The organism is Bradyrhizobium sp. CCGUVB4N (assembly GCF_024199945.1).
GTDB lineage: Bacteria > Pseudomonadota > Alphaproteobacteria > Rhizobiales > Xanthobacteraceae > Bradyrhizobium.
In genome coordinates this window covers 1,021,332-1,045,747 of the sequence record NZ_JANADP010000001.1, presented here as the reverse complement: position 1 = coordinate 1,045,747, position 24,416 = coordinate 1,021,332, and the positions used below count along the sequence as shown (strand labels likewise).

At 64.6% G+C, this 24,416-nt stretch carries 21 protein-coding genes; 8 read left to right on the top strand and 13 right to left on the bottom strand.

The features are described 5' to 3' along the window. The first annotated feature begins 62 nt into the window (after positions 1–62). The 5 genes from NLM31_RS04945 to NLM31_RS04925 all read left to right on the top strand — a co-directional run bounded on the left by NLM31_RS04945 (position 63) and on the right by NLM31_RS04925 (position 6,518). Positions 63–1,856, top strand: coding sequence for a glucan ABC transporter ATP-binding protein/ permease (locus NLM31_RS04945; protein ID WP_254191646.1), 1,794 nt, complete (start codon positions 63–65; stop codon positions 1,854–1,856). A 189-nt stretch (positions 1,857–2,045) separates the two neighbouring features. After that, complete coding sequence (locus tag NLM31_RS04940) at positions 2,046–3,473, top strand: D-alanyl-D-alanine carboxypeptidase family protein (RefSeq protein WP_254191645.1); 1,428 nt, start codon at positions 2,046–2,048, stop codon at positions 3,471–3,473. A 196-nt stretch (positions 3,474–3,669) separates the two neighbouring features. Beyond that, entirely contained in the window at positions 3,670–5,355 is a 1,686-nt protein-coding gene (locus tag NLM31_RS04935; RefSeq protein ID WP_254128183.1) for a long-chain fatty acid--CoA ligase, read from the top strand. 14 nt (positions 5,356–5,369) lie between these two features. Beyond that, positions 5,370–5,924, top strand: coding sequence for a DUF924 family protein (locus tag NLM31_RS04930; protein ID WP_254191644.1), 555 nt, complete (start codon positions 5,370–5,372; stop codon positions 5,922–5,924). Positions 5,925–6,032: 108 nt separating this feature from the next. Next, complete coding sequence (locus tag NLM31_RS04925) at positions 6,033–6,518, top strand: peroxiredoxin (RefSeq protein ID WP_007597501.1); 486 nt, start codon at positions 6,033–6,035, stop codon at positions 6,516–6,518. 173 nt (positions 6,519–6,691) lie between these two features. Here NLM31_RS04925 and rnhA read toward each other — a convergent pair whose 3' ends face one another. From rnhA to ispH, 3 genes are read right to left on the bottom strand one after another with little or no spacing between them, the layout of a single operon-like run. After that, a complete protein-coding gene (gene rnhA / locus NLM31_RS04920) occupies positions 6,692–7,138 on the bottom strand; it encodes a ribonuclease HI (protein ID WP_254191643.1) in 447 nt (148 codons plus the stop codon). Next, positions 7,135–8,118, bottom strand: a complete 984-nt coding sequence (locus NLM31_RS04915) for a homoserine kinase (RefSeq protein WP_254191642.1) — start codon at positions 8,116–8,118, stop codon at positions 7,135–7,137. Before NLM31_RS04915 ends, rnhA begins: the two co-directional genes overlap by 4 nt. Positions 8,119–8,124: 6 nt before the next feature. After that, positions 8,125–9,093, bottom strand: a complete 969-nt coding sequence (gene ispH / locus NLM31_RS04910) for a 4-hydroxy-3-methylbut-2-enyl diphosphate reductase (protein WP_254128179.1) — start codon at positions 9,091–9,093, stop codon at positions 8,125–8,127. Between the two features lie 265 nt (positions 9,094–9,358). Here ispH and NLM31_RS04905 point away from each other — a divergent pair, with 265 nt between their 5' ends. Continuing rightward, on the top strand, positions 9,359–10,054 hold the full coding sequence (locus NLM31_RS04905; protein ID WP_254128178.1) for a DUF1013 domain-containing protein: 696 nt from the start codon (positions 9,359–9,361) through the stop codon (positions 10,052–10,054). A 131-nt stretch (positions 10,055–10,185) separates the two neighbouring features. On the opposite strand, the gene NLM31_RS04900 is transcribed toward NLM31_RS04905, so the two are convergent. The 5 genes from NLM31_RS04900 to NLM31_RS04880 form a co-directional block, all read right to left on the bottom strand. Beyond that, positions 10,186–10,446: a hypothetical protein gene (locus tag NLM31_RS04900; RefSeq protein ID WP_254191641.1), complete on the bottom strand. Its 261-nt coding sequence runs from the start codon at positions 10,444–10,446 to the stop codon at positions 10,186–10,188. 283 nt (positions 10,447–10,729) lie between these two features. Next, the gene (locus NLM31_RS04895; RefSeq protein ID WP_254191640.1) at positions 10,730–12,310 is read right to left on the bottom strand and encodes a S8 family serine peptidase; all 1,581 of its coding nucleotides are present in this window, start codon (positions 12,308–12,310) and stop codon (positions 10,730–10,732) included. Between the two features lie 190 nt (positions 12,311–12,500). Continuing rightward, a complete protein-coding gene (locus NLM31_RS04890) occupies positions 12,501–14,423 on the bottom strand; it encodes a propionyl-CoA synthetase (RefSeq protein WP_254191639.1) in 1,923 nt (640 codons plus the stop codon). Between the two features lie 209 nt (positions 14,424–14,632). Further along, positions 14,633–16,003, bottom strand: a complete 1,371-nt coding sequence (locus NLM31_RS04885) for a tetratricopeptide repeat protein (protein ID WP_254191638.1) — start codon at positions 16,001–16,003, stop codon at positions 14,633–14,635. 131 nt (positions 16,004–16,134) lie between these two features. Beyond that, positions 16,135–16,899, bottom strand: coding sequence for a tetratricopeptide repeat protein (locus NLM31_RS04880; RefSeq protein ID WP_254191637.1), 765 nt, complete (start codon positions 16,897–16,899; stop codon positions 16,135–16,137). Between the two features lie 95 nt (positions 16,900–16,994). Here NLM31_RS04880 and NLM31_RS04875 point away from each other — a divergent pair, with 95 nt between their 5' ends. Further along, positions 16,995–18,572, top strand: a complete 1,578-nt coding sequence (locus NLM31_RS04875) for a sodium:proton antiporter (protein ID WP_254191636.1) — start codon at positions 16,995–16,997, stop codon at positions 18,570–18,572. 67 nt (positions 18,573–18,639) lie between these two features. On the opposite strand, the gene NLM31_RS04870 is transcribed toward NLM31_RS04875, so the two are convergent. From NLM31_RS04870 to NLM31_RS04850, 5 genes are all read right to left on the bottom strand, one after another. Next, the gene (locus tag NLM31_RS04870; RefSeq protein ID WP_254128171.1) at positions 18,640–19,446 is read right to left on the bottom strand and encodes an SDR family NAD(P)-dependent oxidoreductase; all 807 of its coding nucleotides are present in this window, start codon (positions 19,444–19,446) and stop codon (positions 18,640–18,642) included. A 12-nt stretch (positions 19,447–19,458) separates the two neighbouring features. Further along, positions 19,459–19,842, bottom strand: coding sequence for a DUF1850 domain-containing protein (locus tag NLM31_RS04865; protein ID WP_254191635.1), 384 nt, complete (start codon positions 19,840–19,842; stop codon positions 19,459–19,461). After that, positions 19,839–21,953, bottom strand: coding sequence for a TRAP transporter permease (locus NLM31_RS04860; protein ID WP_254191634.1), 2,115 nt, complete (start codon positions 21,951–21,953; stop codon positions 19,839–19,841). Before NLM31_RS04860 ends, NLM31_RS04865 begins: the two co-directional genes overlap by 4 nt. A gap of 200 nt (positions 21,954–22,153) precedes the next feature. Continuing rightward, positions 22,154–23,101: a TAXI family TRAP transporter solute-binding subunit gene (locus tag NLM31_RS04855; RefSeq protein ID WP_254191633.1), complete on the bottom strand. Its 948-nt coding sequence runs from the start codon at positions 23,099–23,101 to the stop codon at positions 22,154–22,156. Positions 23,102–23,299: 198 nt separating this feature from the next. Next, on the bottom strand, positions 23,300–23,779 hold the full coding sequence (locus tag NLM31_RS04850) for a hypothetical protein (protein ID WP_254191632.1): 480 nt from the start codon (positions 23,777–23,779) through the stop codon (positions 23,300–23,302). A 209-nt stretch (positions 23,780–23,988) separates the two neighbouring features. Here NLM31_RS04850 and NLM31_RS04845 point away from each other — a divergent pair, with 209 nt between their 5' ends. Then, on the top strand, positions 23,989–24,291 hold the full coding sequence (locus tag NLM31_RS04845) for a hypothetical protein (protein ID WP_254135216.1): 303 nt from the start codon (positions 23,989–23,991) through the stop codon (positions 24,289–24,291). The last annotated feature ends 125 nt before the right edge of the window (positions 24,292–24,416 follow it).

The following is a 24,416-nucleotide window of genomic DNA, read 5'->3' as shown; positions in this document are numbered from 1 at the left end:
ATCTCGCGGGCAATCCCTGCTTAGAATATCGGCTCCCTGACCCGCCCGAGTTCTTCGCCCGCATGCCCATCCTCCGTCTCTACACCCGCGTTCTCGAGCTGCTCGGCAAGGAGGCGCGCCTTGGCTGGCTGCTGGCGTTCGCCAACCTCCTGCTGGCGGGTTCACAATTCGCCGAGCCGGTGCTGTTCGGCCGGATCGTCGATGTGCTCTCCGGCAAGACGGTGGCGGGCTCGAACTCGGCCTGGCCATTCCTGATGGCATGGGTCGCGTTCGGATTGTTCACCATCGCCTGCAGCGCGCTGGTGGCCTTGCAGGCCGACCGTCTCTCCCACCGCCAGCGCCAGGCGGTGCTGACCAGCTATTTCGAGCACATCCTGCAACTGCCGCTGACGTTCCATTCCGGCACGCATTCGGGCCGGCTGATGAAGGTGATGCTCAACGGCACGGACGCGCTGTGGCGGCTCTGGCTCGGCTTCTTCCGCGAGCACTTTGCCGCCATCCTGTCGGTGGTGGTGCTGCTGCCGCTGTCGCTGTACCTGAACTGGCGGCTGGCGATCCTGCTGTTCGTGCTCTGCGTCGTCTTCACCGCGCTGACCACCTTCGTGGTGCGCAAGACCTTCGGCATGCAGATGGCGGTCGAGGAGCAGTATAGCGAGCTGTCCGCGCGCGCCTCCGACGCGCTCGGCAACGTCGCGCTGGTGCAGAGCTTTGTGCGCGTCGAGTCCGAGGTGCAGGGGTTGCGCTCGGTCGCCGACCAGCTGCTCGCGGCGCAGATGCCGGTGCTGTCATGGTGGGCGCTCGTCACCGTGATCACGCGCGCCTCCACCACCATCACCGTGCTCGCGATCTTCACGCTCGGCATCGCCCTGCACGACCAGGGCCTCACCTCGGTCGGCGAGATCGTGATGTTCGTGAGCTTCGCGACGCTGCTGATCCAGAAGCTCGAGCAGGTCGTGAGCTTCATCAACAACGTGTTCATGGAAGCGCCGCGCCTGCGCGAGTTCTTCAACGTGCTCGATGCCGTGCCCGCGGTGCACGACCGGCCCGACGCGATCGATGCGGGGCGCCTCTCCGGCCTCGTCGAGTTCAACGACGTCACCTTCTCCTATGACGGCAAGCGGCCGGCGATCGAGGATCTCTCCTTCACCGCGCTGCCCGGCCAGACCATCGCGCTGGTCGGCCCGACCGGCGCCGGCAAATCGACCGCGATTGCGCTCTTGCATCGCGCCTTCGATCCGCAATCCGGAATCATCAGGATCGACGGCATGGACGTGCGCGGCGTCACGCTGACATCGCTGCGGCGGAACATCGGAGTCGTGTTCCAGGAAGCGCTGCTGTTCAACCGCTCGATCGCCGAGAATCTGCGCGTCGGCAAGCCTGACGCCACCGAGGCCGAGATGCGCAAGGCCGCCGAGCGCGCGCAGGCGATCGAATTCATCGAACGCAGCGGCGGCTTCGAGACCAACGCCGGCGAGCGTGGCCGCATGCTGTCCGGCGGCGAGCGGCAACGGCTGTCGATCGCCCGGGCGCTGCTGAAGGACCCGCCGATCCTGATCCTGGACGAGGCGACCAGCGCGCTCGATGCGGTCACCGAGGCCAAGGTGAACGCTGCTCTCGATGAAGTGATGAAGGGCCGCACCACCTTCGTGATCGCCCACCGTCTCTCCACCATCCGCAATGCCACGCGGATCCTGGTGTTCCAGAACGGCCGGGTGATCGAAAGCGGAACTTTCGATGAACTCGTGGCCAAAGGCGGCCATTTTGCCGAGCTCGCCAAGGCCCAGTTCATGGTGCAGGAACATGCAAAGGCTGGCGTTGCCGCCGAGGCCGCGGCCTCTGCCGCCAAATCCCCTTAGCTAGTCCCCGCAGCACCGTCGAAATTCGGCCTATTTCGTTGCGGAATACCCGGCCGAAGCCCCTATTCTCGACGCAAGAGCCGGTATAGGTTTGCGCTGCCGCGAGCGGCGGCGCTGGATTTCAGAACCGAACAGAGATCACGAGATCCAGACCGGAACCGGCGGATCTCCAAGGACCGGAATCGGATAGTGCACGCCTTTCGCCCGCTGCTTCGCAAGCCCCTGTTCAACCTGTTCGCCGCGGCTCTCGCAGTCGGCGCGCTGCTCGCACCGCGCATCGCAAACGCAGAGGCGCTGCTTCTGATCGAAGCCGACACCGGCAAGGTGCTGCAGGCGGACAACGCCACGATCCCCTGGTATCCGGCCTCCGTCACCAAGATCATGACCGCCTATGTGACGTTGAAGGCGGTGAAGGACGGCAAGATCACGCTGGACACGCTGCTGACGGTGTCGCCGACGGCCGCCTCGCAGTCGCCCTCGAAGATGGGCCTCCGTCCGGGAACACAGCTCACCGTCGACAACGCGCTGAAGATGATGATGGTCAAGTCGGCGAACGACATGGCCGTGGTGCTCGCCGAAGGCCTCGGCGGCTCGATCGACGGCTTCTCCGTGATGATGAACGACACCGCGAAGAAGCTCGGTATGACGCAGACGAACTACGTCAATCCGAACGGCCTGCCTGCGGACGGACACGTCACCTCGGCCCGCGACCTCGGCATTCTCGCCCGCTCGTTCCTGCGCGACCTGCCGGAATACGAGTACTTCGTGCACATTCCGGCGATCCGCTTCGGCAAGCGCGTCACCGGCAATTTCAACAAGCTGATCGGCCGCTATCCCGGTGCCGACGGTTTCAAGACCGGCTTCATCTGCGCCTCCGGCTACAACCTCGTGGCCTCCGCGACGCGCAACGGCCGCCGCCTGATCGCGGTGGTGCTCGGCGCCAATTCCGGCACCGCGCGCGCGGTGAAGGCGGCGCAGTTGCTGGAGCGCGGCTTCAGCCAGGACAATCTGTCGTGGCTGCGACCCTCGCTCGGCACCGTCGAGAACCTCGTGCCTGTCGACGCCTCGCCGCCGAACCTGCGCGAGGAGATGTGCGGCGGTCACCGCAAGCGGCCGGCCAGTGACGACGACGATGCGCTGATCGCGACCAACGGCACCGGCAGCGGCTCCTTAACCGGCGGCGCCGCCCCGGTGACGTTCTTCACCGCCGGCCTCCAGCCGCCGCTGATGAAGGCGTCCGAGCTGATGGCCTCGGCCCCGGAAGCTGCAGAGCCCGTGGTGGTCTACACCGGCCCGACCCGCACCGGCGCGGCCCTGGTCGCGGCGGTCGCGGCCGACAGCGATCAGCAGACCCCGCCGAAGGCGCGTGGCAAGAAGTCGCGTATCGCCAAGAAGCCCGACACCGGCAGCGATGCCAAAACGGCCGCGGCGAAACCGGCGGCCGCCAAGCCTGACGCGGCTGCCAAGACGGATGCCAAGACCGCGGCAAAGCCGACGGCAAGCAAGCACGCCGCGGCCAAGCCTGCGGATAAGCCGGCGGCGAGCGGCGATCAGGCCCCAAAGCCCGCCAAGCCCAAGGCGGCCACCAAGCCGAAGCCCGCGCCCAACAACAGCTAGGTTAACACTGCAGTCCCGTTGACGCGCGAGCCGCACTTCGCACATGCGGCAGCGACTTGCGACGATTCCAGTAGCCACTCTCCGGCCTTTGCCCTAAGCCTCGACCGCTTGCCAGCCGTTCCGGCAGGCTCGATACTGCCGGCAATGAGGCAAGCCCGAGACACAACGGGCTCTGGTATAAGAGAGGGGAGTTTCCATGGAGCGCATCTGGCTCAAGCAATATCCGCCCGGCGTGCCCGCTGATATCGAGCCGACGCAATACGCATCGCTGGTCGACCTCTTGGAGGAGAGCTTCACCAAGTTCGCCGACCGCAAGGCGTTCATCTGCATGGACAAGGCGATCAGCTATCGCGACCTCGACCAGATGTCGCTGGCGCTCGCCGCTTATCTGCAGGGTCGCGGTCTGCAGCGCGGCGCGCGCGTCGCGATCATGATGCCGAACGTGCTGCAATATCCGGTCGCCACCGCCGCGGTGCTGCGCGCCGGTTTTGCCGTCGTCAACGTCAATCCGCTCTACACCCCGCGCGAGCTCGAGCATCAGCTCAAGGATTCCGGCGCCGAAGCGATCATCGTGCTGGAGAACTTTGCGCACACCGTCGAGCAGGTGGTCGCGAAGACGCCGGTCAAGCACGTCATCGTCGCCAGCATGGGCGATCTGCTCGGCTTCAAGGGCGTGATCGTCAATGTCGTCGTCCGCCGCGTCAAGAAGATGGTGCCGGCCTGGTCGCTGCCGGGCGCGGTCTCGTTCAACGACGCGCTGTCGGCCGGACGTGGCCAGACCTTCAACAAGCCGAAGCTGTCGCCCGGCGACGTCGCCTTCCTGCAATATACCGGCGGCACCACCGGCGTTTCCAAGGGCGCCACGCTGCTTCACCGCAACATCGTCGCCAACGTGCTGCAGAACGACGCCTGGCTGCAGCCGGCACTCAATGCGCCGCCGCATGTCGAGCAGCTGATGATCGTCTGCGCGCTGCCGCTCTATCACATCTTCGCACTGACGGCCTGCTACCTGCTCGCGGTGCGCGCCGGCGGCTGCAATCTCCTGATCCCCAACCCGCGCGACATCGCGGGCTTCGTCAAGGAGCTCGCAAAATACCAGGTCAACAGCTTCCCGGCCGTCAACACGCTCTACAACGGCCTGATGCATCATCCTGATTTCAAGAAGCTCGACTTCTCCAAGCTGAAAATATCGAACGGCGGCGGCATGGCGGTGCAGCGCCCGGTGGCCGAGCAGTGGAAAAACGTGACCGGCTGCTTCATCGCCGAGGGCTACGGCCTGTCCGAGACTTCGCCGACGCTGACATGCAATCCCGCGACCACGACCGAATTCTCCGGATCGATCGGCATTCCCGTGCCCTCGACCTGGATCTCGATCCGCGACGACGACGGCAACGAAGTCCCGCTCGGCCAGCCCGGCGAGATCTGCGCCAAGGGCCCGCAGGTGATGTCGGGCTACTGGAACAGGCCGGAGGAGACCGCGAAGGTCATGACTGCGGACGGCTATTTCCGCACCGGCGACATCGGCGTGATGGACGAGAAGGGTTTTACCAAGATCGTCGACCGCAAGAAGGACATGATCCTGGTCTCCGGCTTCAACGTCTATCCGAACGAGATCGAGGAAGTGATCGCGAGCCATCCGGGCGTGCTGGAATGCGCCGTGATCGGCGTTCCCGACAGCGGGTCCGGCGAAGCGGTGAAGGCCTTCGTGGTGAAGAAGGACCCGAACCTCACGGCGGAGGACGTCATCAAGTTCTGCCGCGAGCAGCTCACCGGCTACAAGGTACCGAAGCAGATCGAATTCCGTGCCGACCTGCCCAAGACCAATGTCGGCAAGATCCTGCGCCGCGAGCTGCGCGACGAGAAGAAGGCCCAGGCGGCGTAAGCCGTCTTTTGCTGATGTCAGAGATCTCTCACGTGGCGCCAGCCGGCATTCTCGCCTTCTGGCGCGAGGCCGGTCGCGACGCCTGGTACAAGCGCAACGACGCTTTCGACGCCGAGGTCAGGCGTCGCTATCTCAGTGTGTGGGAACAGGCCGCTGCCGGCCGGCTGGCGTCCTGGGAGGCCAGCGATGAGGGCACGCTGGCGCTCCTCATCGTGCTCGACCAGTTTCCCCGCAATATGTTTCGCGGTACGCAAGCGGCCTTTTCCAGCGACGCGCTGGCGCTCGACATTGCCCGGCGCGCCATCGAAAGGGGCGCCGGAGGCAGGGTCGATCCTGCCCTGCTCGAATTCCTCTATATGCCGCTGATGCATTCCGAGCATCTCGGCGACCAGGAGCATTGCGTCTCGCTGTTTCGCGGGACCGACAACAAAGAGAGCCAGAAATCGGCCGCAGAGCACACCGAGATCATCCGCCGGTTCGGTCGCTTCCCTCACCGCAACAATGTCCTCGGCCGCGAAACCACGGCTGACGAACAGGCTTTCCTCGACGGCGGCGGTTTTGCCGGCTGATGACATAACGGTGAAGGGCTGAGGCCCTTACTGCTTCCCGCGCTGGCAATATTGTGCCTCCCGGCCGCACGGTCTACAAAGCGGGACCGATTTTCAGGGAGACTGACGATGGCGATCCAGACTGGCGACAAGCTGCCCGAGGCGAAATTCCGCGTGATGACGGCGGAAGGCCCGCAGGTGAAGACCACCGACGATATCTTCAAGGGCAAGAAGGTGGCGCTGTTCGCGGTGCCCGGCGCCTACACCGGCACCTGCCACAAGATGCATCTGCCGAGCATCTTCCTCAACGCCTATGCCATGAAGGACAAGGGCGTCGACACCATCGCGATCGTCTCCGTCAACGACGCCTTCGTCATGAACGCCTGGAAGCGCGACACCGACCAGCGCGACGAGGCGATCTTCCTCGCCGACGGCAATGCCGACTTCGCCAAGGCGATCGGCATGGAGCTCGATGCCTCCGGCAACGGCCTCGGCATCCGCTCCAAGCGCTACTCGATGCTGGTCGAGGACGGCGTGGTCAAGAAGCTGAACCTCGAAGCCATGCCCGGCAAGGTCGAGGTCTCCGGCGGCGATACGCTGCTGGGGCAGCTCTGAGCATCTCTTAGCGGCAAGAGACACTGTCATGCCCCGCGAAGGCGGGGCATCCAGTACGCCGAGGCGTCTCGGCTCAATCACAATTGTCTCTGGAATACTGGATCGCCCGGTCAAGCCGGGCGATGACAGTTGGGCCACAGCGCCAACAGCGCGCCCTACTCCGCCACCCGCGCTTACGTCCTCGCCTTCACGATCCCGTCGCGCGCGAGCTGGTCCGCCCGCTCGTTCTCCGGATGCCCGGCGTGGCCTTTCACCCAGTGCCAGCGCACCTCATGCGCCTTCAGCGCGGCATCGAGGCGCTGCCATAGCTCGACGTTCTTGACCGGCTTCTTGTCGGCGGTGCGCCAGCCGTTGCGCTTCCAGCCATGGATCCAGCCGGTGATGCCTTGCCGGACATATTGGCTGTCGGTGTAGAGATCGACGCTGCACGGCTTCTTCAGCGCCTCGAGCGCGGAGATCGCCGCCATCAATTCCATCTGGTTGTTGGTGGTGTGGCGCTCGCCGCCGTTCAGCTCTTTTTCCTTGTCGCCGAACTTCAGGATCGCGCCCCAGCCGCCGGGCCCGGGATTTCCCGAGCAGGCGCCGTCGGTATAGATCGTGACAACGGGACGCTCGCTCACGCGACCAATCCTGACGGCATCAGCCCATAGTCGCGCGCACTGGAGACGCTCTGGTGGAAGCGCAGCTTGCGAAAATACTCCAGCGGATCCTTCGGCTTCACCAGCGCGCCCGGCGGCACGTTGAGCCAGTCGACCAGCCGCGTCAGCAGGAAGCGGATCGCAGCGCCACGCGCCAGCAGCGGCAGCGCAGCCTCTTCCGCCTCGGACAGCTTTCGCACACGGCCATAGGCGTTGAGGAAGGCGCGCGCCTTGGTGACGTTGAAGGAATGATCCGGCTCGAAACACCAGGCGTTCAGGCAGATCGCGACGTCATAGGCCAGCATGTCGTTGCAGGCGAAGGTGAAGTCGATGATGCCCGAGAGCTTGTCGCCGAGGAAGAAGACGTTGTCGTTGAAGAGGTCGGCGTGGATCACGCCCTCGGGCAGATTGGTCGGCCAGACGCCACCCGAGAGATAATCGAGCTCGGTCGCGAGGAACGCATGCAGGCCCGGCTGCACCTCGTCGGCACGGTGCGCGGCGGCATCGAACAGCGGCCGCCAGCCCGCGACGGACAGCGCGTTGGCACGCTTGATCGCAAAATTGGCGCCGGCCAGATGCATCTTCGCCAGCCCCTCGCCGACGCCGGCGCAATGGGTCGCGTTCGGTTTGCGCGGCCAGATGCCTTCGAGAAAGGTGATGATCGCAGCCGGCCGTCCCTGCAGCTCGTGCAGCGCCTCGCCGTCTTTCGCCTTCACCGGCAGCGGGCAGCTGACGCCGTGCTCGGCGAGATGCGTCATCAGTGCGAGGAAGAACGGCAGGTCGTTCTTCGCCACGCGCTTCTCATAGAGCGTGAGGATGAACGAGCCCTTGCTGGTGTGCAGCAGGAAGTTGGTGTTCTCGACGCCCTCGGCGATGCCCTTGTAGGAGAGCAACTCGCCGAGATCGTATTGCCTCAGGAAATCCGCAAGCTCGTCGGCGGCAACGTCGGTGTAGACCGCCATAAAGGTCTACTCGGCGGCGGCTTCGGGGCGCACCTGGCGCGGCAACGGGAAGAACTCGTTCTCTTCCGCGGCCGAGACCGTCTCCACATGCAGCGTGTAGCGCTCGGCGAATGCGTCCATGATCTCCTCGACGATCACTTCCGGCGCCGACGCACCCGCGGTGATACCGAGGCTCGCGATGTTGCCGAACTTGTCCCAGTCGATGTCGGCGGCGCGCTGCGCCAGCACCGCGATCCTGCAGCCTTCGCGTTCGGCGACCTCACGCAGGCGCTGCGAGTTCGACGAATTGGGGGCGCCGACCACGATGAGCGCGTCGACCACCGGCGCCACCTTCTTCACCGCGAGCTGGCGGTTGGTGGTGGCGTAGCAAATGTCTTCCTTGTGCGGCCCGTTGATGTTCGGGAAGCGCTCCTTGAGCAGCGCCACGATCTCCGCGGTGTCGTCGATCGACAGCGTGGTCTGGGTCACGAAGGCGAGGTTGTTCGGATCCTTCGGCGAGATGGTCTTGGCGTCCTCGGCGGTCTCGATCAGGGTGACGGCGCCGACCGGCAACTGGCCGAGCGTGCCGACCACTTCGGGATGATGCGAATGGCCGATCAGGAAGATCTCGCGGCCGCGCTTGAAGTGGATCGCGGCCTCGCGGTGCACCTTGGTCACCAGCGGACAGGTCGCGTCGAGCGAAAACAGATTGCGGGACGTGGCATCGGCCGGAACCGACTTCGGCACGCCATGGGCCGAGAACACCACCGGCGCGGTGGTATTTTCCGGGATCTCCGCCAGCTCCTCGACGAAGATGGCGCCCTTCTTTTTCAACCCGTCGACGACGTATTTGTTGTGCACAATCTCATGGCGAACATAGACGGGGGCGCCGTATTTATCGAGCGCCCGTTCCACGGTGTCGATCGCCCGGACCACCCCGGCGCAGAAGCCGCGGGGAGAACAAAGCACGATCTTGAGGTCTGGTTTGGCTGACATTGAGCGATCTCGGGACCGAATCACCCATTCGCCTTCTGGCGGGGGACGGTCGATGGATGGAAAAGGGCCTAAAACGGTCGGCTTGGACGTTATAGCGACTTGAGAGGGAATTGGGCCCCCTTTCGGGCGCTGTCAAGGCACTATCTATAGCAGAACCATTGCGTGGCTACCCCCTCCGGGCTTATATAGCGCGAATTCCCTGTCATCGCTGATGACCACCGGTTTCGCCTCCAGAGGGGTGGGCGAAGCACAAAGGAGATTTGCCATGAGCAACGCACCTCTGATGCCCAAGGCGACCGCCGTCTGGCTGCTCGACAACACCGCGCTGACCTTCGACCAGGTCGCCGATTTCACCAAGATGCACCCCCTCGAGGTACGCGCGATCGCCGACGGTGACGCCGCGCAGGGCATCAAGGGCATGGACCCGATTTCGAACGGCCAGCTGACCCGCGAGGAGATCGAGAAGGGCGAGAGGAACCAGGACTACCGGCTCCGCCTCCAGGAGAGCAAGGTGGTGCTGCCGCCCCAGCCCAAGCGCAAGGGCCCGCGCTACACCCCGGTGTCGCGCCGCCACGAGCGCCCCAGCGCCATCCTCTGGCTGCTGCGCAGCCATCCGGAGCTCAAGGACGCCCAGGTCATGCGCCTGGTCGGCACCACCAAGAGCACGATCGCCAGCGTCCGCGACCGCACCCACTGGAACACCTCGCAGCTGACCCCGATCGACCCGGTCACCCTCGGCCTCTGCTCGCAGATCGAGCTCGATTTCGAAGTGGCGCGCGCGGCGAAGGAGAAGCCGATCGACGCGGCCTATGGCGGCGCCACCCTGCTGCCGGCGTCCGAGACCACCAAGAAGGACGAGTACGAACCGTCCGAGAAGTCGAGCGACGACCTCAACGTCGACGCCGTGTTCGCCAAGCTCAAGACCCTCGGCGGCAAGAAGCACGAGGAAGAGGAGGAGTAGTCCTCGCTCTTTCTTTCGTTGTCAGATGCAAACGCGGTGGGGAAACCTGCCGCGTTTTTGTTTGTGCTGCGACCACATTCTCCGCTGTCGTCCCGGCCTAGCGCGCGCGCTAGGCCGGGACGACAGGTGAGTTACGGGTGGTTCAGCATGTATTCGCCGAGATCGCGCTGGCGACGATCGGCGCGTGAGATGGCGGCGCTGCGCTGCACGTCGCGGTCCTTGCGGCAGGCCACATATTCCGGCGAGCCCTGAGCGTAACCGCGGCTCTGGCACACCGCATCGTCGTCGTCATTGCCCATCGCCGTCGGCGTCTGGTAGCGCGCCGAGCAGGCGGAGAGAGCGATGGCGAGCACAACGGCTGCAAGCAGGCGCGGCCCGCTGGTCTTGAACATAACGCATCCTTCAATCATCGCGGATGATTAGCGCGCCCTGTTCAAGAATCCAAATGCGGGATTTCTAAGACTGTTGACGGGACACCGCGACCGTCGGCCAAAAGCGGACGGCCGCGTCCAATCGCCCCCTCAGTGAAGGGAACGCCGAATCTCGGGTTCGACGAAAAAATCGTCTCCGATCGCGTCCTTCAGCTTCTGTGCCGCCGCATCCGACGCCTCCACAGTGACCATGTCGGTCGAATGAACCTGTTCGACCGATACGTCCGGAAACGGCTTGACCGCCTCAACTGCGGGCTTTGCGCTTTGGCTTTGGCGTCGATCCCGCCGTAACGTTACTAGAAACTTGGGCATGGCTATCATCCACAACAGGAAGGCCGAACCCCTGCAGAGTAGTCGCCAAACCTACGCTGACGCAATTCGCTTCGAGCAGATGCCGGGCTGCCTTGGATCGCGACGCATCGCGCGGAAGAGCGGCGTAGGCGCTGTCTCTGGATAGAATTGCGGCGAGGGTTGCGCAGACGGCCGGGCTCGCCATCGACGTTCCGTCCATCTCCATATAGAGGCCGGTGGCACCGGCGCGATTGGGTACGGTCGAAACGATCCCCACACCCGGCCCGGTCGCATCGAGACCGGTACCATTGCTCGAGAACGAAGCAAGGAACAGGTTGTCCCGCCCCATCTTTCCCGGCTCGCGCGGACGATTGCCTGCCGAAAAAGTCCCCGCCGGCGCCCAACCAACTTGCCCGATCGCAGAAACAGAAACGCATTCGGGGTAGGCACCAGGGAAATTCACCGAACCGCCGTCATTTCCGGCGGAACAGATGCACAGCGTGCCGCGCTCCAGAGCGTCGCGAATGCAATCCTCCTCCGCACCCGATTGCGGGCCGCCGCCAAGGCTCATGTTGATGAGATCGCACTGGTGATCGCGCGATAGTGCGTCAATGGCGTTGATGAGGTCCGCCTGGCTCGGACCATCGTCCGGCCCTTCCCCTTTGAATACGCGGGCATGGAACAGATTGCTCCCGGGTGCCATGCCAATGTAGTCGCCAGCTTGTTGTGGCCGCGCACCGACGATACCGCTGGTGTGGGTCCCATGTTCCGCGACATCAACCGCTTGCGCGGCGGGAAGTGCGCCGCCGTCGACGAATGCCCCCACCAGCGTGACATGCTGGAGATTCGGGTGAGGGCCGCAACCTGTATCGATAACGCCCACGTTGATCCCCTTGCCGTCGGTCGCGGCGCCAGTTTTTGTGACCGTGTGCCACCAGGCCTTACCGCCCGGCGGCGCCGGCGCCACCGGTGTACAATCGATAGTCGATCCTGAGGGCGGCGCTTCTGCCAGCATGATCCAGAAGCCGGAATAGGGAATGGGCTCAACGAAGCTGATGCGGTCTCCCGGACGGAGAGCAACCGAAGCCTGACCGTTGGCGGACGCTCGCGCCGTAATCGTTGTGATGGTACCGAACGGGTCGGCGACATAAAACATCACGTCGATGTCGCCAAGCGGCTTGCCGCCGCCCATGATCGTGACTTGATAGCGGCCTGCGCCTGCCGCTACTGCGGCGGCGGTGGTCACGAGCGTTGCATTGCGCAACTCCGCAGGCTTTCTGTGATGAAGCTTGCGAATGATAAGCGGTTCGAGGACAACGTCGGAGGTCACCTGGCTTGCGAGCCTGGTCGCTTCGGCCTCGTCGAGATCAAGCACGGCGACCCGGCGCGCGAGCTTGTCCGAGGGAACGCGGTCATCGAGAATGGCGTTGTTTGGGACCAGCGACAAAGCACTCGCGATCGATGCTCGCGAGGCCAGCTTGGCTTGCTCGGTAAACCTTCCGGCACGACGATTGACCAGAACGTATTTGGGCATTCCTGCCTCCTGCTGAAATGAGTTTTCAAAAAATCGAACGACTTGCCGTCGGAAATTACCGAAGCACGATATCACAACTCAAAATTGTACATCAAGCGTCAAAAGCGCCGCACAGCTGCGGCTCGCAGCTGTCTGAGAGAACGCACACGGAGACGGAAGTGACGTGGCTCTCAGGTTTTTGTCGAAGGCCTCACACCCGCCCCTTCAGCGCCTCGCCGATCTCGTCCAGCACCCTGGGGTCCTCGATCGTGGCGGGCATGGTCCAGGCCTCGCCGTCGGCGATCTTCTTGATGGTGCCGCGCAGGATCTTGCCCGAGCGCGTCTTCGGCAGGCGGCCGACGGTGATCGCGAGCTTGAAGGCGGCGACGGGGCCGAGCCGGTCGCGCACAAGTGCGACGATCTCCTTCTCGATCTCGGCGGGCTGCCGCTTCACGCCGGCTTTCAGCACCAGGAAGCCGCAAGGCACCTCGCCCTTGATCGCGTCCTTGACGCCGAGCACGGCACATTCGGCGACATCCGGATGCGACGCCAGAATCTCCTCCATGCCGCCGGTGGAGAGACGATGGCCGGCCACGTTGATGATGTCGTCGGTGCGGCCCATCACGAAGACATAGCCGTCCTCGTCCTTGTAGCCGGCATCCGAGGTCTTGTAGTAGCCGGGGAATTCGGTGAGGTACGCCTCCTTGAAGCGTTCGTCCTGATTCCACAGCGTCGGCAGGCAACCCGGCGGCATCGGCAGTTTTATCACGATCGAGCCCATGGTGTTCGCCGGCACGGGCTTCGCTGCCTCATCCACCACGTCGACCTGGTAGCCCGGCATCGGCACCGTCGGCGAGCCGTGCTTCACCGGCAGCGGGCCGAGGCCGATCGGGTTGCCGGCAATGCACCAGCCGGTCTCGGTCTGCCACCAATGATCGATGACAGGCACCTTCAACTGCTGTTCCGCCCATTCCACCGTCGGCGGATCGGCACGCTCGCCGGCGAGGAACAGTGTGCGGAATGTCGACAGATCGTATTGCCGGATGAACTTGCCTTCCGGGTCCTCCTTGCGGATGGCGCGGAACGCGGTCGGCGCGGTGAAGAAGGCGACCGCCTTGTGCTGGCTGATCACCCGCCAGAACGCGCCGGCGTCGGGCGTTCCGACCGGCTTGCCCTCATACATGATCGAGGTCGCGCCGTGCAGCAGCGGGCCGTAGATGATGTAGCTGTGGCCGACCACCCAGCCGATGTCGGAGCCGCACCACCAGACCTCGCCCGGCTTGACGCCATAGAGGTTGAACATCGACCATTTCACCGCAACCAGGTGCCCGCCATTGTCGCGCACGACGCCCTTGGGAATACCTGTGGTGCCCGACGTGTAGAGGATGTAGAGCGGATCGGTCGCGGCAACGGGCACGCAAGGCGCCTTCTTGCCGTCGTTCATCGCCTTGCGGCGCAGGCTCGCCCAGTCATAGTCGCGCTTCGGCATGAGGTCGCACGTGAGCTGCGGACGCTGCAGCACGATGCAGGCCTTGGGCTTGGCGGACGCCAGCTTGATCGCCTCGTCGAGCAGCGGCTTGTACTGCACGATGCGGCCGGGTTCGATGCCGCAGCTCGCGGAGAGAATGAGCTTTGGCTGCGCGTCGTCGATGCGGGTCGCAAGCTCCTTTGCGGCAAAGCCGCCGAACACCACGGAATGCACCGCACCGATGCGCGCGCAGGCGAGCATCGCAACCACGGCCTCCGGCACCATCGGCATATAGAGGATGACGCGGTCGCCCTTGGCGACGCCAAAGTCCTGCATGACGGCAGCGAGCGCCTGCACCTCGGCCAGCAGCTCGGCATAGGTGAATTTCGTGACCGAATTGGTCAGCGGCGAATCATGGATCAGCGCGACCTGGTCGGCGCGGCCGCGTTCGACATGGCGGTCGAGCGCGTTGTAGCAGGTGTTGACGACGCCGCCGGCGAACCAGCGGCCGTAGACGCCCTGGGTGGGGTCGAAGATTGTCTTCGGCGGCTCGATCCAGTCGATCTCCTTCGCCGCCTCGGCCCAGAAGCCCGCGGGATCGGCCAGCGAGCGCGCATGGACCTCGTGATAGGCACTCTTTCCGTCGCCGTTCCCTCGGACGTTCATTCCCGCGCTCCCGTTCCCTTATTGGCCTCGCCTTGACCTGGCGGCTGGACATCAGTCCCGCCATGACAGGGATCAAGTGCCGGCCCTTGTTTGAGGACTATTTTCCCGGGAACGGGCCGCGGTTCAAGCTGAAAAGGATGGGCCTTTTGGAGGAGGGACAGCGGCTGCGCTCCCCCGCCCCGCGCGGGGAGAGGCGACGAGAGAAGCGCCTACCCCTCCATCGCGTTCAACCGCTGCAACCGGTCCTGCATGACCTTCTTCAGATCGTAGCCGGGGCGGCGGAAGCTGGCGTCGCGGGTGGCGAGGAAATCATGCTGGGATTTTCGTAAGTCGGCGGCCGAGCGCCGGCTCATCGATTTCAGCACGCGCTCATAGGCCTCGGCGAGCTGGCGGTCGAGCATGCCAAGCTGCGGATCGGCGCAGATCACCTTCTCCACCTCGCGCTTCGCGGAGGCGCAATCGAATGAGGGGCCGTTGCCGGAATTCGCAGCCAAGGGCTGCGGTGGCTCGGCGCCGAACTTCGCGATCTCCGCCATCATGGTGCGGCGGCCGTCCGCGGCGTTGGTGTTGCCGGGGTCAAGCCGCAGCGCCGTCTCGTAATCGGCCAGCGCCTTCCTGCGGTCGCCCATCTTGGTATAGAGCACGGCGCGGTTGTTGTAGGTCTTCGCGAAATTCGGATCGAGCTTCAGCGCGTCATTGTAGTCGCTGAGCGCGGCGCCGAACTCGCCCTTGAACTGGTAGGAATCGCCGCGATTGGTGAAGAAGTTCGGCCGCGGTACCAGCCGCAGCGCCTGGTCGTAATCGGCGATCGCCTTGTCGTAGTCCTTCATCGCGGCATAGGAGAGCCCGCGATTGTCGTAATATTCCGGCACCTTCGGATCGAGCCTGATCGCCTCGCTGTCGTCGGCAATCGACTTGTCGAGTTGGCCGAGCTTCTTGTAGGCCGCGCCGCGATTGGTGTAGCTGCGCGCCCGGCTCGGATCGAGCAGCAAGGCCTGGCTGAGATCGGCGACCGCCTTGTCGTTGTCGCCATTGAGATAGAAGGTCGCGCCGCGGTCGGACCAGGCCTGCGCATAATCCGGCTTCAGCTTGATCGCCTTGTCGTAATCGGCAAGCGCCCGGTCGAGCCGGCGCTGGTTGGTGTAGGCGACGCCGCGCAGTTCGTAGGCTTCGGCATCCTGCGGATCGAGCTCGATCGCCTTGCTGAGATCGGCCGTGGCGCGGTTGAGATCGCCGCCCGCCTCACGCAGCAGATCGCCGCGCAGGCGCCAGGCGCGCGCATTCTTGCCATCGAGCGCAATGGCGCGGTCGATATCCCGCAGCGCCTGCGTGAGACCGCCGGAGGTCCGCGCATTGGCATCGGCCCGAACCAGCAGCGCCGCGACGCGGTCGGCATTCGGATTTGAGGTCTGGTCGATGATGGCGCTGCACGCCGAGACGATGTCCGCCGGCGCCGCCTTGCTGCCCATCACGCAATCGGCGGCGGATGCCGGGGCGGCAAGCACAAGGCTGACCGCTGCGCCAAGAAGGAAAGTGCGGAGCGAGACTTTGGAGATCTGCGCGGAACAACGCGTACGCATGCCGGAGCACTCCGTGACATCAGGTTTTCACCATTGTCGCGGGGGACGCGTGAAGGGTTCAAATCGGGCCGGTCCATGCCGCCATGGCCGGGCTTGTCCCGGCATGACGTCCTCTCATGAGGCGAGGAACTTCAATACCCGTCCACCCCGTTCAGCCGCTGCAGCCGATCCTGCATGGCCTTCTTCAAATCATATCCCGACCGGCCGAACCCGGCGTTCCGACGGGCAACAAAATCATCCTGCTCGCGCTGGATTTTCCTGGCCTCGCCCTCGTTGCGCGCCTCGCGCAGCACGCGCGCATTGGCGGCAAAAACCTCGCGGTCGAGGTCGGCGAGCTCGCGGTTGCCGCAGATCGCCTTCTCGACCGGGCGGCGCGCGCCCGCGCAATTGAAGCTGGGCTTGCCAGCGACCGCCATCTGTGCGCCGATCCGCTCGAGGTCGCGCGCGATCGCCTTGTGATTGGCCTTGGCCTTTTCGTGGTTCGGATCGATCCGCAGCGCCGCGCCGAAATCCTGCACGGCCTTGGGCTTGTCGCCCTTCTTCAGCCAGAGCTCGCCACGCGCGTTGAAGACGTCGGCCAAGGTAGGATCGAGCAGCAAGGCGCGGCTGTCGTCGGCGATGGCGCGATCGATCTGGTCGTGCCGCGCCAGCAGCGCACCGCGCGCGACCAGCGCCTTGATCAGATCGGGCTTTGGGGTCTTCTCGTTGTCGATGATTGCGGCGCAGGCCGATGTCGCCTTGTCCATGTCATCGGCCGCAGTTGCGGACAGGCATGCCGCGACGTCGATCTGCGCAGCCGCCGCCGGCTCACCCCCGGTCGCGGCCCGAGCGGCACCGAGCGAAAGCGTTGCGAGCACCACGGCCCCGGACAATCGAAGAAGTTCTTGAAAACGCATGCTCGTTGCAGCCGGAAAGTCTTGTCCTGGAGCTTATCTTGGGGGCTTGCCTTGGGGCCGTACTATCCATCATACGGCCGGATTGGTGCTAGCTTGTGGCGCTGCTCACATCGGTTTCGGGGATCGTCGTGTCGACATTCGAATGGATCATCGCGCTTCTGCTCGGCGCCGTTGCATTATCGGCGCTGGCCCGGCGGATCAAGGTCCCCTATCCGACCTTTCTCGCCATCGGCGGCGCGGCCATCGCCTTCGTGCCGAACAGCCCGACCTGGACGCTGGAGCCGGACCTGGCGCTGGCGCTTTTTGTCGCACCGGTGCTGCTGGACGCCGCCTTCGACACATCCTTGCGCGATCTCCGCAACAACTGGGTCCCGGTCGCGACCCTGGTGGTCGCTGCCGTCGGCCTGACCACGGTCGGCGTGGCCTTTGTCGCGCACCGGCTGTTCCCGGACATGCCCTGGGCCGCCGCGGTGGCGCTCGGCGCCATCGTGGCGCCGCCGGATGCCGCGGCCGCCGTCGCGATCCTGAGCCAGGTCAAGCTGCCTTACCGCATGGTCAAGGTGCTCGAGGGCGAGAGCCTGCTCAACGACGCCACTGCGCTCCTGATCTATCGCATCGCCGTCGGCGCGGTCGTCATGGAACACCTCAAATGGAGCGAGGTCGCGCCGACGATCGCGCTGGGACTGGTCGGCAGCGTGCTGGCCGGCCTTCTCGCCGGGCGCATCATCCCGTTGTTCATGGAACGCGTGAGGGAGGTGCCAAGCGCGATCATCATGCAGTTCGCCACCACCTTCATGGTCTGGATCGCCGCCGAGCATCTCGGCCTCTCCGGCATCCTCACCATCGTCGTCTACGCCATCACCGTCGCACAAACGGCGCCGGCCCGTATCCCGGCGCGGCTGCGGGTGCCGTCCTATGCGGTGTGGGAGACCACGGTGTTCGTGCTCAACGTGCTCGCCTTCATGCTGATCGGCATGCAGATGCGGCCGATCTGGACCAAGCTCGACGCAGACGTGCGCTGGGAATATTGCGTGGCCGCCGCCTGGATCCTGCTCACGGTTGTCCTGGTGCGGCTGCTCTGGATCACGTTCTACCGCACGACGCTGCGCGTGCTGATCGCGCGCGGCATCTATCACCCGAAAGACCCCAAGCAGGTCGCCTCGCCGAAGGGCGGCCTCATCATCTCCTGGTGCGGCATGCGCGGCCTGGTCACGCTCGCCACCGCCTTCGCCCTGCCGGAGAATTTCCCCTATCGCGACTTCATCGTCTTCATCGCCTTCGCGGTGGTGCTGGGCTCGCTGATCATCCAGGGCCTGACGCTGCGGCCGCTGATCCTCGCCTTCGGCCTCAAGGACGACGATCCCGTCGGCATCGAAGTCGCGCGCGCACGCGCCGTCGCCTATCGCGCCGCGCTTGACGCGATCGAGGACGATCCGTCGGAGGAGGCCGAAATCCTCAGGCTCGAATATCGCGCCATCCTGATGCAGGCCGACGACGATCCGCACGGCGGCATCGCCAACGGCGAGCTGCCCGCCGATCCGTTGCGCCGCCGCGCCATCGAGGCCGCGCGCAAATCGATCTTCAACCTGCGCACCACCGAAGTGATCGGCGATGATGCGTTCCACCGGTTGGAGGAAGAGCTCGATCGGGCGGAGTTGAGTGCGGGGGGATAATGTTTTCGGTCGCCCCACAAACTCGCTGTCGTCCCGGCGAACGCCGGGACGACAGCGGAGATTGGAGCTACGCCCCCGCCTTGCATGTGATCCCGCCATCGACCACGAGCTCGATCCCCGTCACATATTTCGACTCGTCCGACGCCAGGAACAGTGCGGCGTTGGCGACGTCCCAAGCCTCGCCCATGTGGCCCATCGGCACCTGCGCATCGCGGGCGCGCCACATCGCCTCGACGTCGCCCTTGGCATAGCTGTTGGCGAGGCCGGCGGAATGCTCCACCATCGGCGTCTTCATCAGGCCGGGCAGGATCGCATTCACCCGCACATGGCTCTTGGCGAACTCGATCGCGGTGGAGCGCGTCAGCTGGTTCATCGCTGCCTTGCTAGCGTTGTAGCTGACATAGGAGATTCCGACATGGCGGATCGAGGCGATCGAGGAGATGTTGATGATGGAGCCGCCGCCCTGCTTCACCATCACAGGGACGACGTGCTTCATGGCAAGATAGGCGCTCTTGAGGTTGACGGTGAAGACGCGGTCCCAGTTCTCTTCGTCGAGGTCGACCACGCTGCCGATCTCGGCGATGCCGACATTGTTGTCGAGCACGTCGATGCGGCCATAGGCCTTCAGGCAGGCCGCCACCATTCCCTCGATCTCGGCATGTCGCGCAACGTCCGCCGTGAACGCCGTCGCCTTGCCGCCTTCGCCGGCGATGATCTTGGCGGTCTCCTCGGCGGCAGCGCCGTTGCGGTCGACGCAGAACACCTGCGCGCCCTCGCGCGCAAAGCTCACCGCGGTCGCCTTGCCGTTGCCCCAACCGGGTCCGATCGAGCCGGCGCCCACAACCATCGCAACCTTGCCCTTGAGCCGGTCCATCGCGTGTCTCCCTTATTTCTGCTGTTCGTCGCAGATGCTCATCTTGGTGACGTTAGCACCGATTGCGTGGCCGACAATCTCGGACAATGTCCGGCACGTCCCGTCATGGCATAGCCGCCATTCGCCGGCCGCGCCGGAATTGCCGAGCACGACTTCCGGCATCGGCGCGCGCGCAGGCCTCCATTGAAACCAGCCGTCGACGAGACGCGCCTCGGGCGGCGGCTCCATGCCGGGACCGGTGCCCTTGACGCGCGCCTGCACCAGTTCGAGGCCGGCAGGCGTGACGCGCCAGTCTTCCTGCCACTCGACCTTCGCGATCGAATGCGTCCACGCGAGCGTGAACGCGGATAGCGCCAGCGCCTTCACAGCCCCGGCTGTTGCAAGGCAGAGGCTCACACCGCCTCGACCACGGCGGGCGGACGCTGCCGCCACTGCCACAGCACCAGCGCCGCCGAGAGCACGAAACCCGCGGTGTCGCTGAACGGGAAGTCTCCGAGCAGACACAACGCGGCGCCGAGCGCGACAACGCGCTCGAGCAGCGACAACCGTGTGAACAGGAAGCCGATCGCGACCATGCCGAACAGCGCGATCGCCACCAGCGCCTTGAAGGTCGCGAGCGCCACCGCGCCATAGAAGCCGAGCTTCGCCGCCATGGGATCGCCGGCCTGCAGCATCAGCGCCGGCGAATAGACGAAGATGAAGGGGATGACGTAGCCGGCGAGCGCGATGCGCATCGCCTCCCAGCCGATCTTGTCCGGATTCTCCTTCGCGATCGGAGCTGCCGCCAGCGCCGCGAGCGCCACCGGCGGCGAGAGGTCGGCCATGATGCCGTAGTAGAATGCGAACATGTGGCTCGCGATCAGGGGCACACCGAGTTTGGCCAGCGCGGGTGCCGCGAGGGCTGCGGTGATGATGTAGGTCGGGATGGTCGGGATGCCGGTGCCGAGCAGGATCGACAGCAGCATGGTCATGATCAGCGCCAGGAACAGGCTCTTCTCGCCGAGCCCGATCACCCAGCTGCCGAAGATGGTGCCGACACCGGTCTGCGACATCATGCCGATGATGACGCCGACGATGGCGCAGGCCATGCCGACGGTGATGGCGGATTTTGCGCTCTCGGCCAGAGCATCGCGGCACTCACGCAGAGCCTTGAGACCGCCGCGGATGAATGCGGTGATCACGATCAGCGCGACGACGACGCTGGCGACCGGCACGATCTGCAGGCCGTCGCGCGACAGCGCCGCCACGACCAGCGCGAGCCCGACCCAGAAGATGGTGCGGATCACCATGGAAGACGCGCCGGCCGTGATGCTGGCGCCCAGGATCAACGTCACGGTGAGCGCGAGGCCCATGCTGCCGGCATAGAGCGGGGTAAAGCCCTCGAACAGCATGTAGACCAGGGCTGCAAGCGGCAGCACGAGGTACCAGCGCGTCACCAGCGCCCGCCAGGCGCTCGGGATTTCCGAGCGCTTCATGCCGACGAGGCCGTGCTTGCCGGCTTCGAGATGCACCATCCAGAACGCCGAGGCGAAGTAGAGCACCGCCGGAATTGCGGCGGCCTTGACGATCTCCGAATACTGGACGCCGAGCGTCTCCGCCATGATGAAGGCGACGGCGCCCATCACCGGCGGCATGATCTGCCCGCCCATCGAGGCCGTCGCCTCGACGCCGGCCGCGAAGGCGCGGCGGTAGCCGAACTTGATCATCAAGGGAATCGTGAACTGGCCGACGGTGACGACGTTGGCGACGCCGGAGCCGGAGATCGTGCCCATCATGCCCGAGGCAAACACCGCGACCTTCGCAGGTCCCCCGCGGGTGCGGCCGAACAGACCGAGCGAGACGTCGGTGAAGAGCTGGATCATGCCGGCGCGCTCCAGGAACGAGCCGAACAGGATGAACAGGAAGATGTAGGTCGCCGAGACGTAGATCGGCACGCCGTAGAAGCCTTCGGTGCCGTAGGACAGATGCGTGACGATCTGGTCGAAATCATAACCGCGATGATTCAGCGGCGACGGCAGATACTGCCCGAAGAACCAGTAGAGGAGGCAGGCGCCGCACATCAGCGGCAGCGCCGCGCCCATCAGGCGCCGCGTGCCTTCGAAGATCAGGACCGCGAGCAGCGTGCCGACCGCGAGATCAAGCCTGGTCGGATCGCCATCGCGCGCGATCAAATCGGCGTAGAAGATCCATTGATAGAGCCCGCAGAAGAATCCGGCGCCGCCGATCACCCAGCCGAGCGCACGGCCTGCGTTGCTCTTCGCGGTGAAATTGGCGATCAAGCCGAACGTGAGCAGGACCAGGAAGCCGACATGGACGCCGCGCACCACCTGGCTCGGCAGATAGTTGAAGGCGGCGACATAGAGCTGGAAGGTCGCAAAGGCGATGCCGATCCAGTAGGCGAGCGTCCCCCACCAACCCGGGCCAAAGCCTTCCGGAAAACCATGCTCGAAATTGTCGAACTCAACCTTGATGGGCGCAGCTTCTGCGCCGTCTGCCTTTTCCAACATTTTCAAATCGCCCCAGTCCAAGCCCATTCAATTATAGCAGCAACACGATCCAATCGGACCGTCATGGCCGGACTTGTCCCGGCCATCCACGCCTTACGGCGCCTCCAAGAACGTGGATGCCCGGGCTTTCGCCTCGCCGAAGCGACTTCGGCCGCGCAGGCGGGACAAGCCCGGGCATGACGACGTGGAGAGAGCCGACCTTACTTGATCAGCCCTTTTTCCTTGTAATAGCGGATCGCGCCGGGATGCAGCGGGATCGGGCTGCCGGTGGCGGCCGTCTCGAGCTTGATCTCCTTGCCGGCCGCATGTGCGTTGGCGAGCTCGGGGAGCGACTCGTAGACCAGCTTCGTCATCTGATAGGCAAGGTCGTCGGACACGGCCGAGCTGGTGACGAGATAGTTGACCACGGCCGCGGTCGGCACGTCCTTGTCCTGGCCGGTATAGGTGTTGGCCGGGATCGTCGCCGAGATGAAGGGCGGGCCGATCTTGTCGACGGTCTCCTTCGGCACGGCTACGACGTTGATCGAGGCCGAGGTCGACAGGTCCTTCAGCGAGGCGACGCCGAGGCCGGCCGACTGCAAGGTCGCGCCAAGCTGGCGGTTCTTCATGAGGTCGACGGATTCGGCGAACGGCAGATATTCGACCTTGCCGAGATCCTTGTAGGTCATGCCGGCGGCGGCCAGGATCGCGCGCGAGTTCAGCTCGGTGCCCGATTTCGGCGCGCCGACCGAGAGGCTCTTGCCCTTGAGATCGGCCAGCGTCTTGATGCCGCTCTCCGCGGTCGCGACGATCTGGATGTAGTTCGGATAGATCGCGCCGATGGTCCTGAGCTTGTCGAGCTTGGTCTTGAAGCCGGCCTCCTCCTCGCCCTCCCAGGCGGCCTTCAGCGAGTCGCCCAGCGTGAAGGCGATTTCGCCACGGCCCTGCTGCAGCAGGATGAGATTCTCGACCGACGCCTTGGTGGCCTGCACCTGCGTCTTCACGTTCGGAATCTTGTCGCCGTAGATCTTCCCGATTGCGACGCCGAGCGGGTAGTAGACGCCGGAGGTGCCCCCGGTCAGCACGTTGATGAAGGACTGCGCATGCGCGCAAGGTGCCGACGCCGCCAGAGCAAAAGCCGCGGCCGCGCCGATAAACGTACGTTTCATGGTTGTTATTCTCCCCAAACCGGCGGCGAAATTGGCCGGATGAGGAGGGCGGGTCAACCCATCCAAAAGGCACAACAGGGCTGCGGAAGCCCCTGTTTTAGCTGCGTTTTGATGGAACCCGCTGGGTGCGGCGACGTGGCGCAGCCGGATCGCCGGCGTGCGCCTCGCGCTCGTTAGAAAGCCGTCACCGGCGAACCGTTACTGAAACGTCATGTCCAGGCACTTGGAGATGTCGGAGCCGAGGCCGGAGGAGATAGTGATGCAGCCGCGGATCTTCTGTGCGGCCATGTCGGCGGCCCAGATCGAGTAGCCGCCGGGACCGAAGAACGAGTTGGTGTTCGGCGGCTCGGTCTCGGTCGCGTCGAAATCATAGTGCCCGTCGGTCTCGAAGATGCGCGGCTTCTTGGTGCAGCCACCGTCGGTCTGGACGTTGATGACTTCCTTGTTGTCGCGGGTCAGCGCCAGCGAGACCTGGCAGCGGAAATATTCCGAGGTCTTGCTGTTGAAGAGATAGGTGTAGGACTTGCAGGTTGCGGTGTTGAGCTTGCCCGGGGCAAGGCCGCGGCTGCACGAAATCCGCTGGTTGTGGCTGAGCTGGAAGTCATCGGCCCAGGCGTCCGGCGCGAGCGCCGTCAGCGACAACCCGGCAATCCAGCAAAATTTCATGACGTGGCGCATTCGAATCATCCCCACCAATATCTTTGTCGTGTTGCGTTCTAGACTGAAAGCGGAACATAGTCGCGAGGGGACGAAGGGAAAATCACAAACTGCTGGGCGGGACGTGATGCGCTGCGGCGTCATCGCGGATTGACCCGGAAACGTCGTTCGTGATTTGTTCAAACCGGCACCCCAACGACGGGGAGGATGGACCGATGGCGTTTTCAATGATGGCATTTTCGACCAGGACATTTGCAATTGCAGCCGCGCTGGGCGCGCTCGCCGCTCCCGCATGCGCGCAAAACGCGGCGACGCCCTGGGAGCTCAAGGCTGACACCGGCTATGCCTATGACAAGGAAGGCAAGACCTTCTCCTACAAGATGGGCACCAACAATGCCGGCGAGCTGCTGAAGGGCGCCAAGAAGGTCCCCAAAGGCACGCTGTTCTTCATCGGCCAGAACGGCCAGCTCTACATGCGCAGCGGGCAATATCTCGAGGGCGATGGCAGGTTCAAGTTCGGGTCGGACCACTAGGGGACGCGATCACGGTGCGCTCCCTCGCCCCGTTCTTACGGGGAGAGGGTTGGGGTGAGGGGCTTCTCTCCGCGCATGAGATGATCGACGGACCTGTACCCCCTCACCCGGATTGCATCTTCGAT

Bases quoted from the DNA above. Each gene is read 5' to 3' on its own strand.
- NLM31_RS04855 (WP_254191633.1), bottom strand. From the start codon at position 23,101: ATGAAACGTACGTTTATCGGCGCGGCCGCGGCTTTTGCTCTGGCGGCG.
- NLM31_RS04925 (WP_007597501.1), top strand. From the start codon at position 6,033: ATGGCGATCCAGACTGGCGACAAGCTGCCCGAGGCGAAATTCCGCGTG.
- NLM31_RS04930 (WP_254191644.1), top strand. From the start codon at position 5,370: ATGTCAGAGATCTCTCACGTGGCGCCAGCCGGCATTCTCGCCTTCTGG.
- NLM31_RS04850 (WP_254191632.1), bottom strand. From the start codon at position 23,779: ATGCGCCACGTCATGAAATTTTGCTGGATTGCCGGGTTGTCGCTGACG.
- NLM31_RS04885 (WP_254191638.1), bottom strand. From the start codon at position 16,003: ATGCGTACGCGTTGTTCCGCGCAGATCTCCAAAGTCTCGCTCCGCACT.
- NLM31_RS04880 (WP_254191637.1), bottom strand. From the start codon at position 16,899: ATGCGTTTTCAAGAACTTCTTCGATTGTCCGGGGCCGTGGTGCTCGCA.
- NLM31_RS04860 (WP_254191634.1), bottom strand. From the start codon at position 21,953: ATGTTGGAAAAGGCAGACGGCGCAGAAGCTGCGCCCATCAAGGTTGAG.
- NLM31_RS04915 (WP_254191642.1), bottom strand. From the start codon at position 8,118: ATGGCGGTCTACACCGACGTTGCCGCCGACGAGCTTGCGGATTTCCTG.
- NLM31_RS04945 (WP_254191646.1), top strand. From the start codon at position 63: ATGCCCATCCTCCGTCTCTACACCCGCGTTCTCGAGCTGCTCGGCAAG.
- NLM31_RS04905 (WP_254128178.1), top strand. From the start codon at position 9,359: ATGAGCAACGCACCTCTGATGCCCAAGGCGACCGCCGTCTGGCTGCTC.
- NLM31_RS04845 (WP_254135216.1), top strand. From the start codon at position 23,989: ATGGCATTTTCGACCAGGACATTTGCAATTGCAGCCGCGCTGGGCGCG.
- NLM31_RS04870 (WP_254128171.1), bottom strand. From the start codon at position 19,446: ATGGACCGGCTCAAGGGCAAGGTTGCGATGGTTGTGGGCGCCGGCTCG.
- NLM31_RS04900 (WP_254191641.1), bottom strand. From the start codon at position 10,446: ATGTTCAAGACCAGCGGGCCGCGCCTGCTTGCAGCCGTTGTGCTCGCC.
- ispH (WP_254128179.1), bottom strand. From the start codon at position 9,093: ATGTCAGCCAAACCAGACCTCAAGATCGTGCTTTGTTCTCCCCGCGGC.
- NLM31_RS04935 (WP_254128183.1), top strand. From the start codon at position 3,670: ATGGAGCGCATCTGGCTCAAGCAATATCCGCCCGGCGTGCCCGCTGAT.
- NLM31_RS04890 (WP_254191639.1), bottom strand. From the start codon at position 14,423: ATGAACGTCCGAGGGAACGGCGACGGAAAGAGTGCCTATCACGAGGTC.
- NLM31_RS04895 (WP_254191640.1), bottom strand. From the start codon at position 12,310: ATGCCCAAATACGTTCTGGTCAATCGTCGTGCCGGAAGGTTTACCGAG.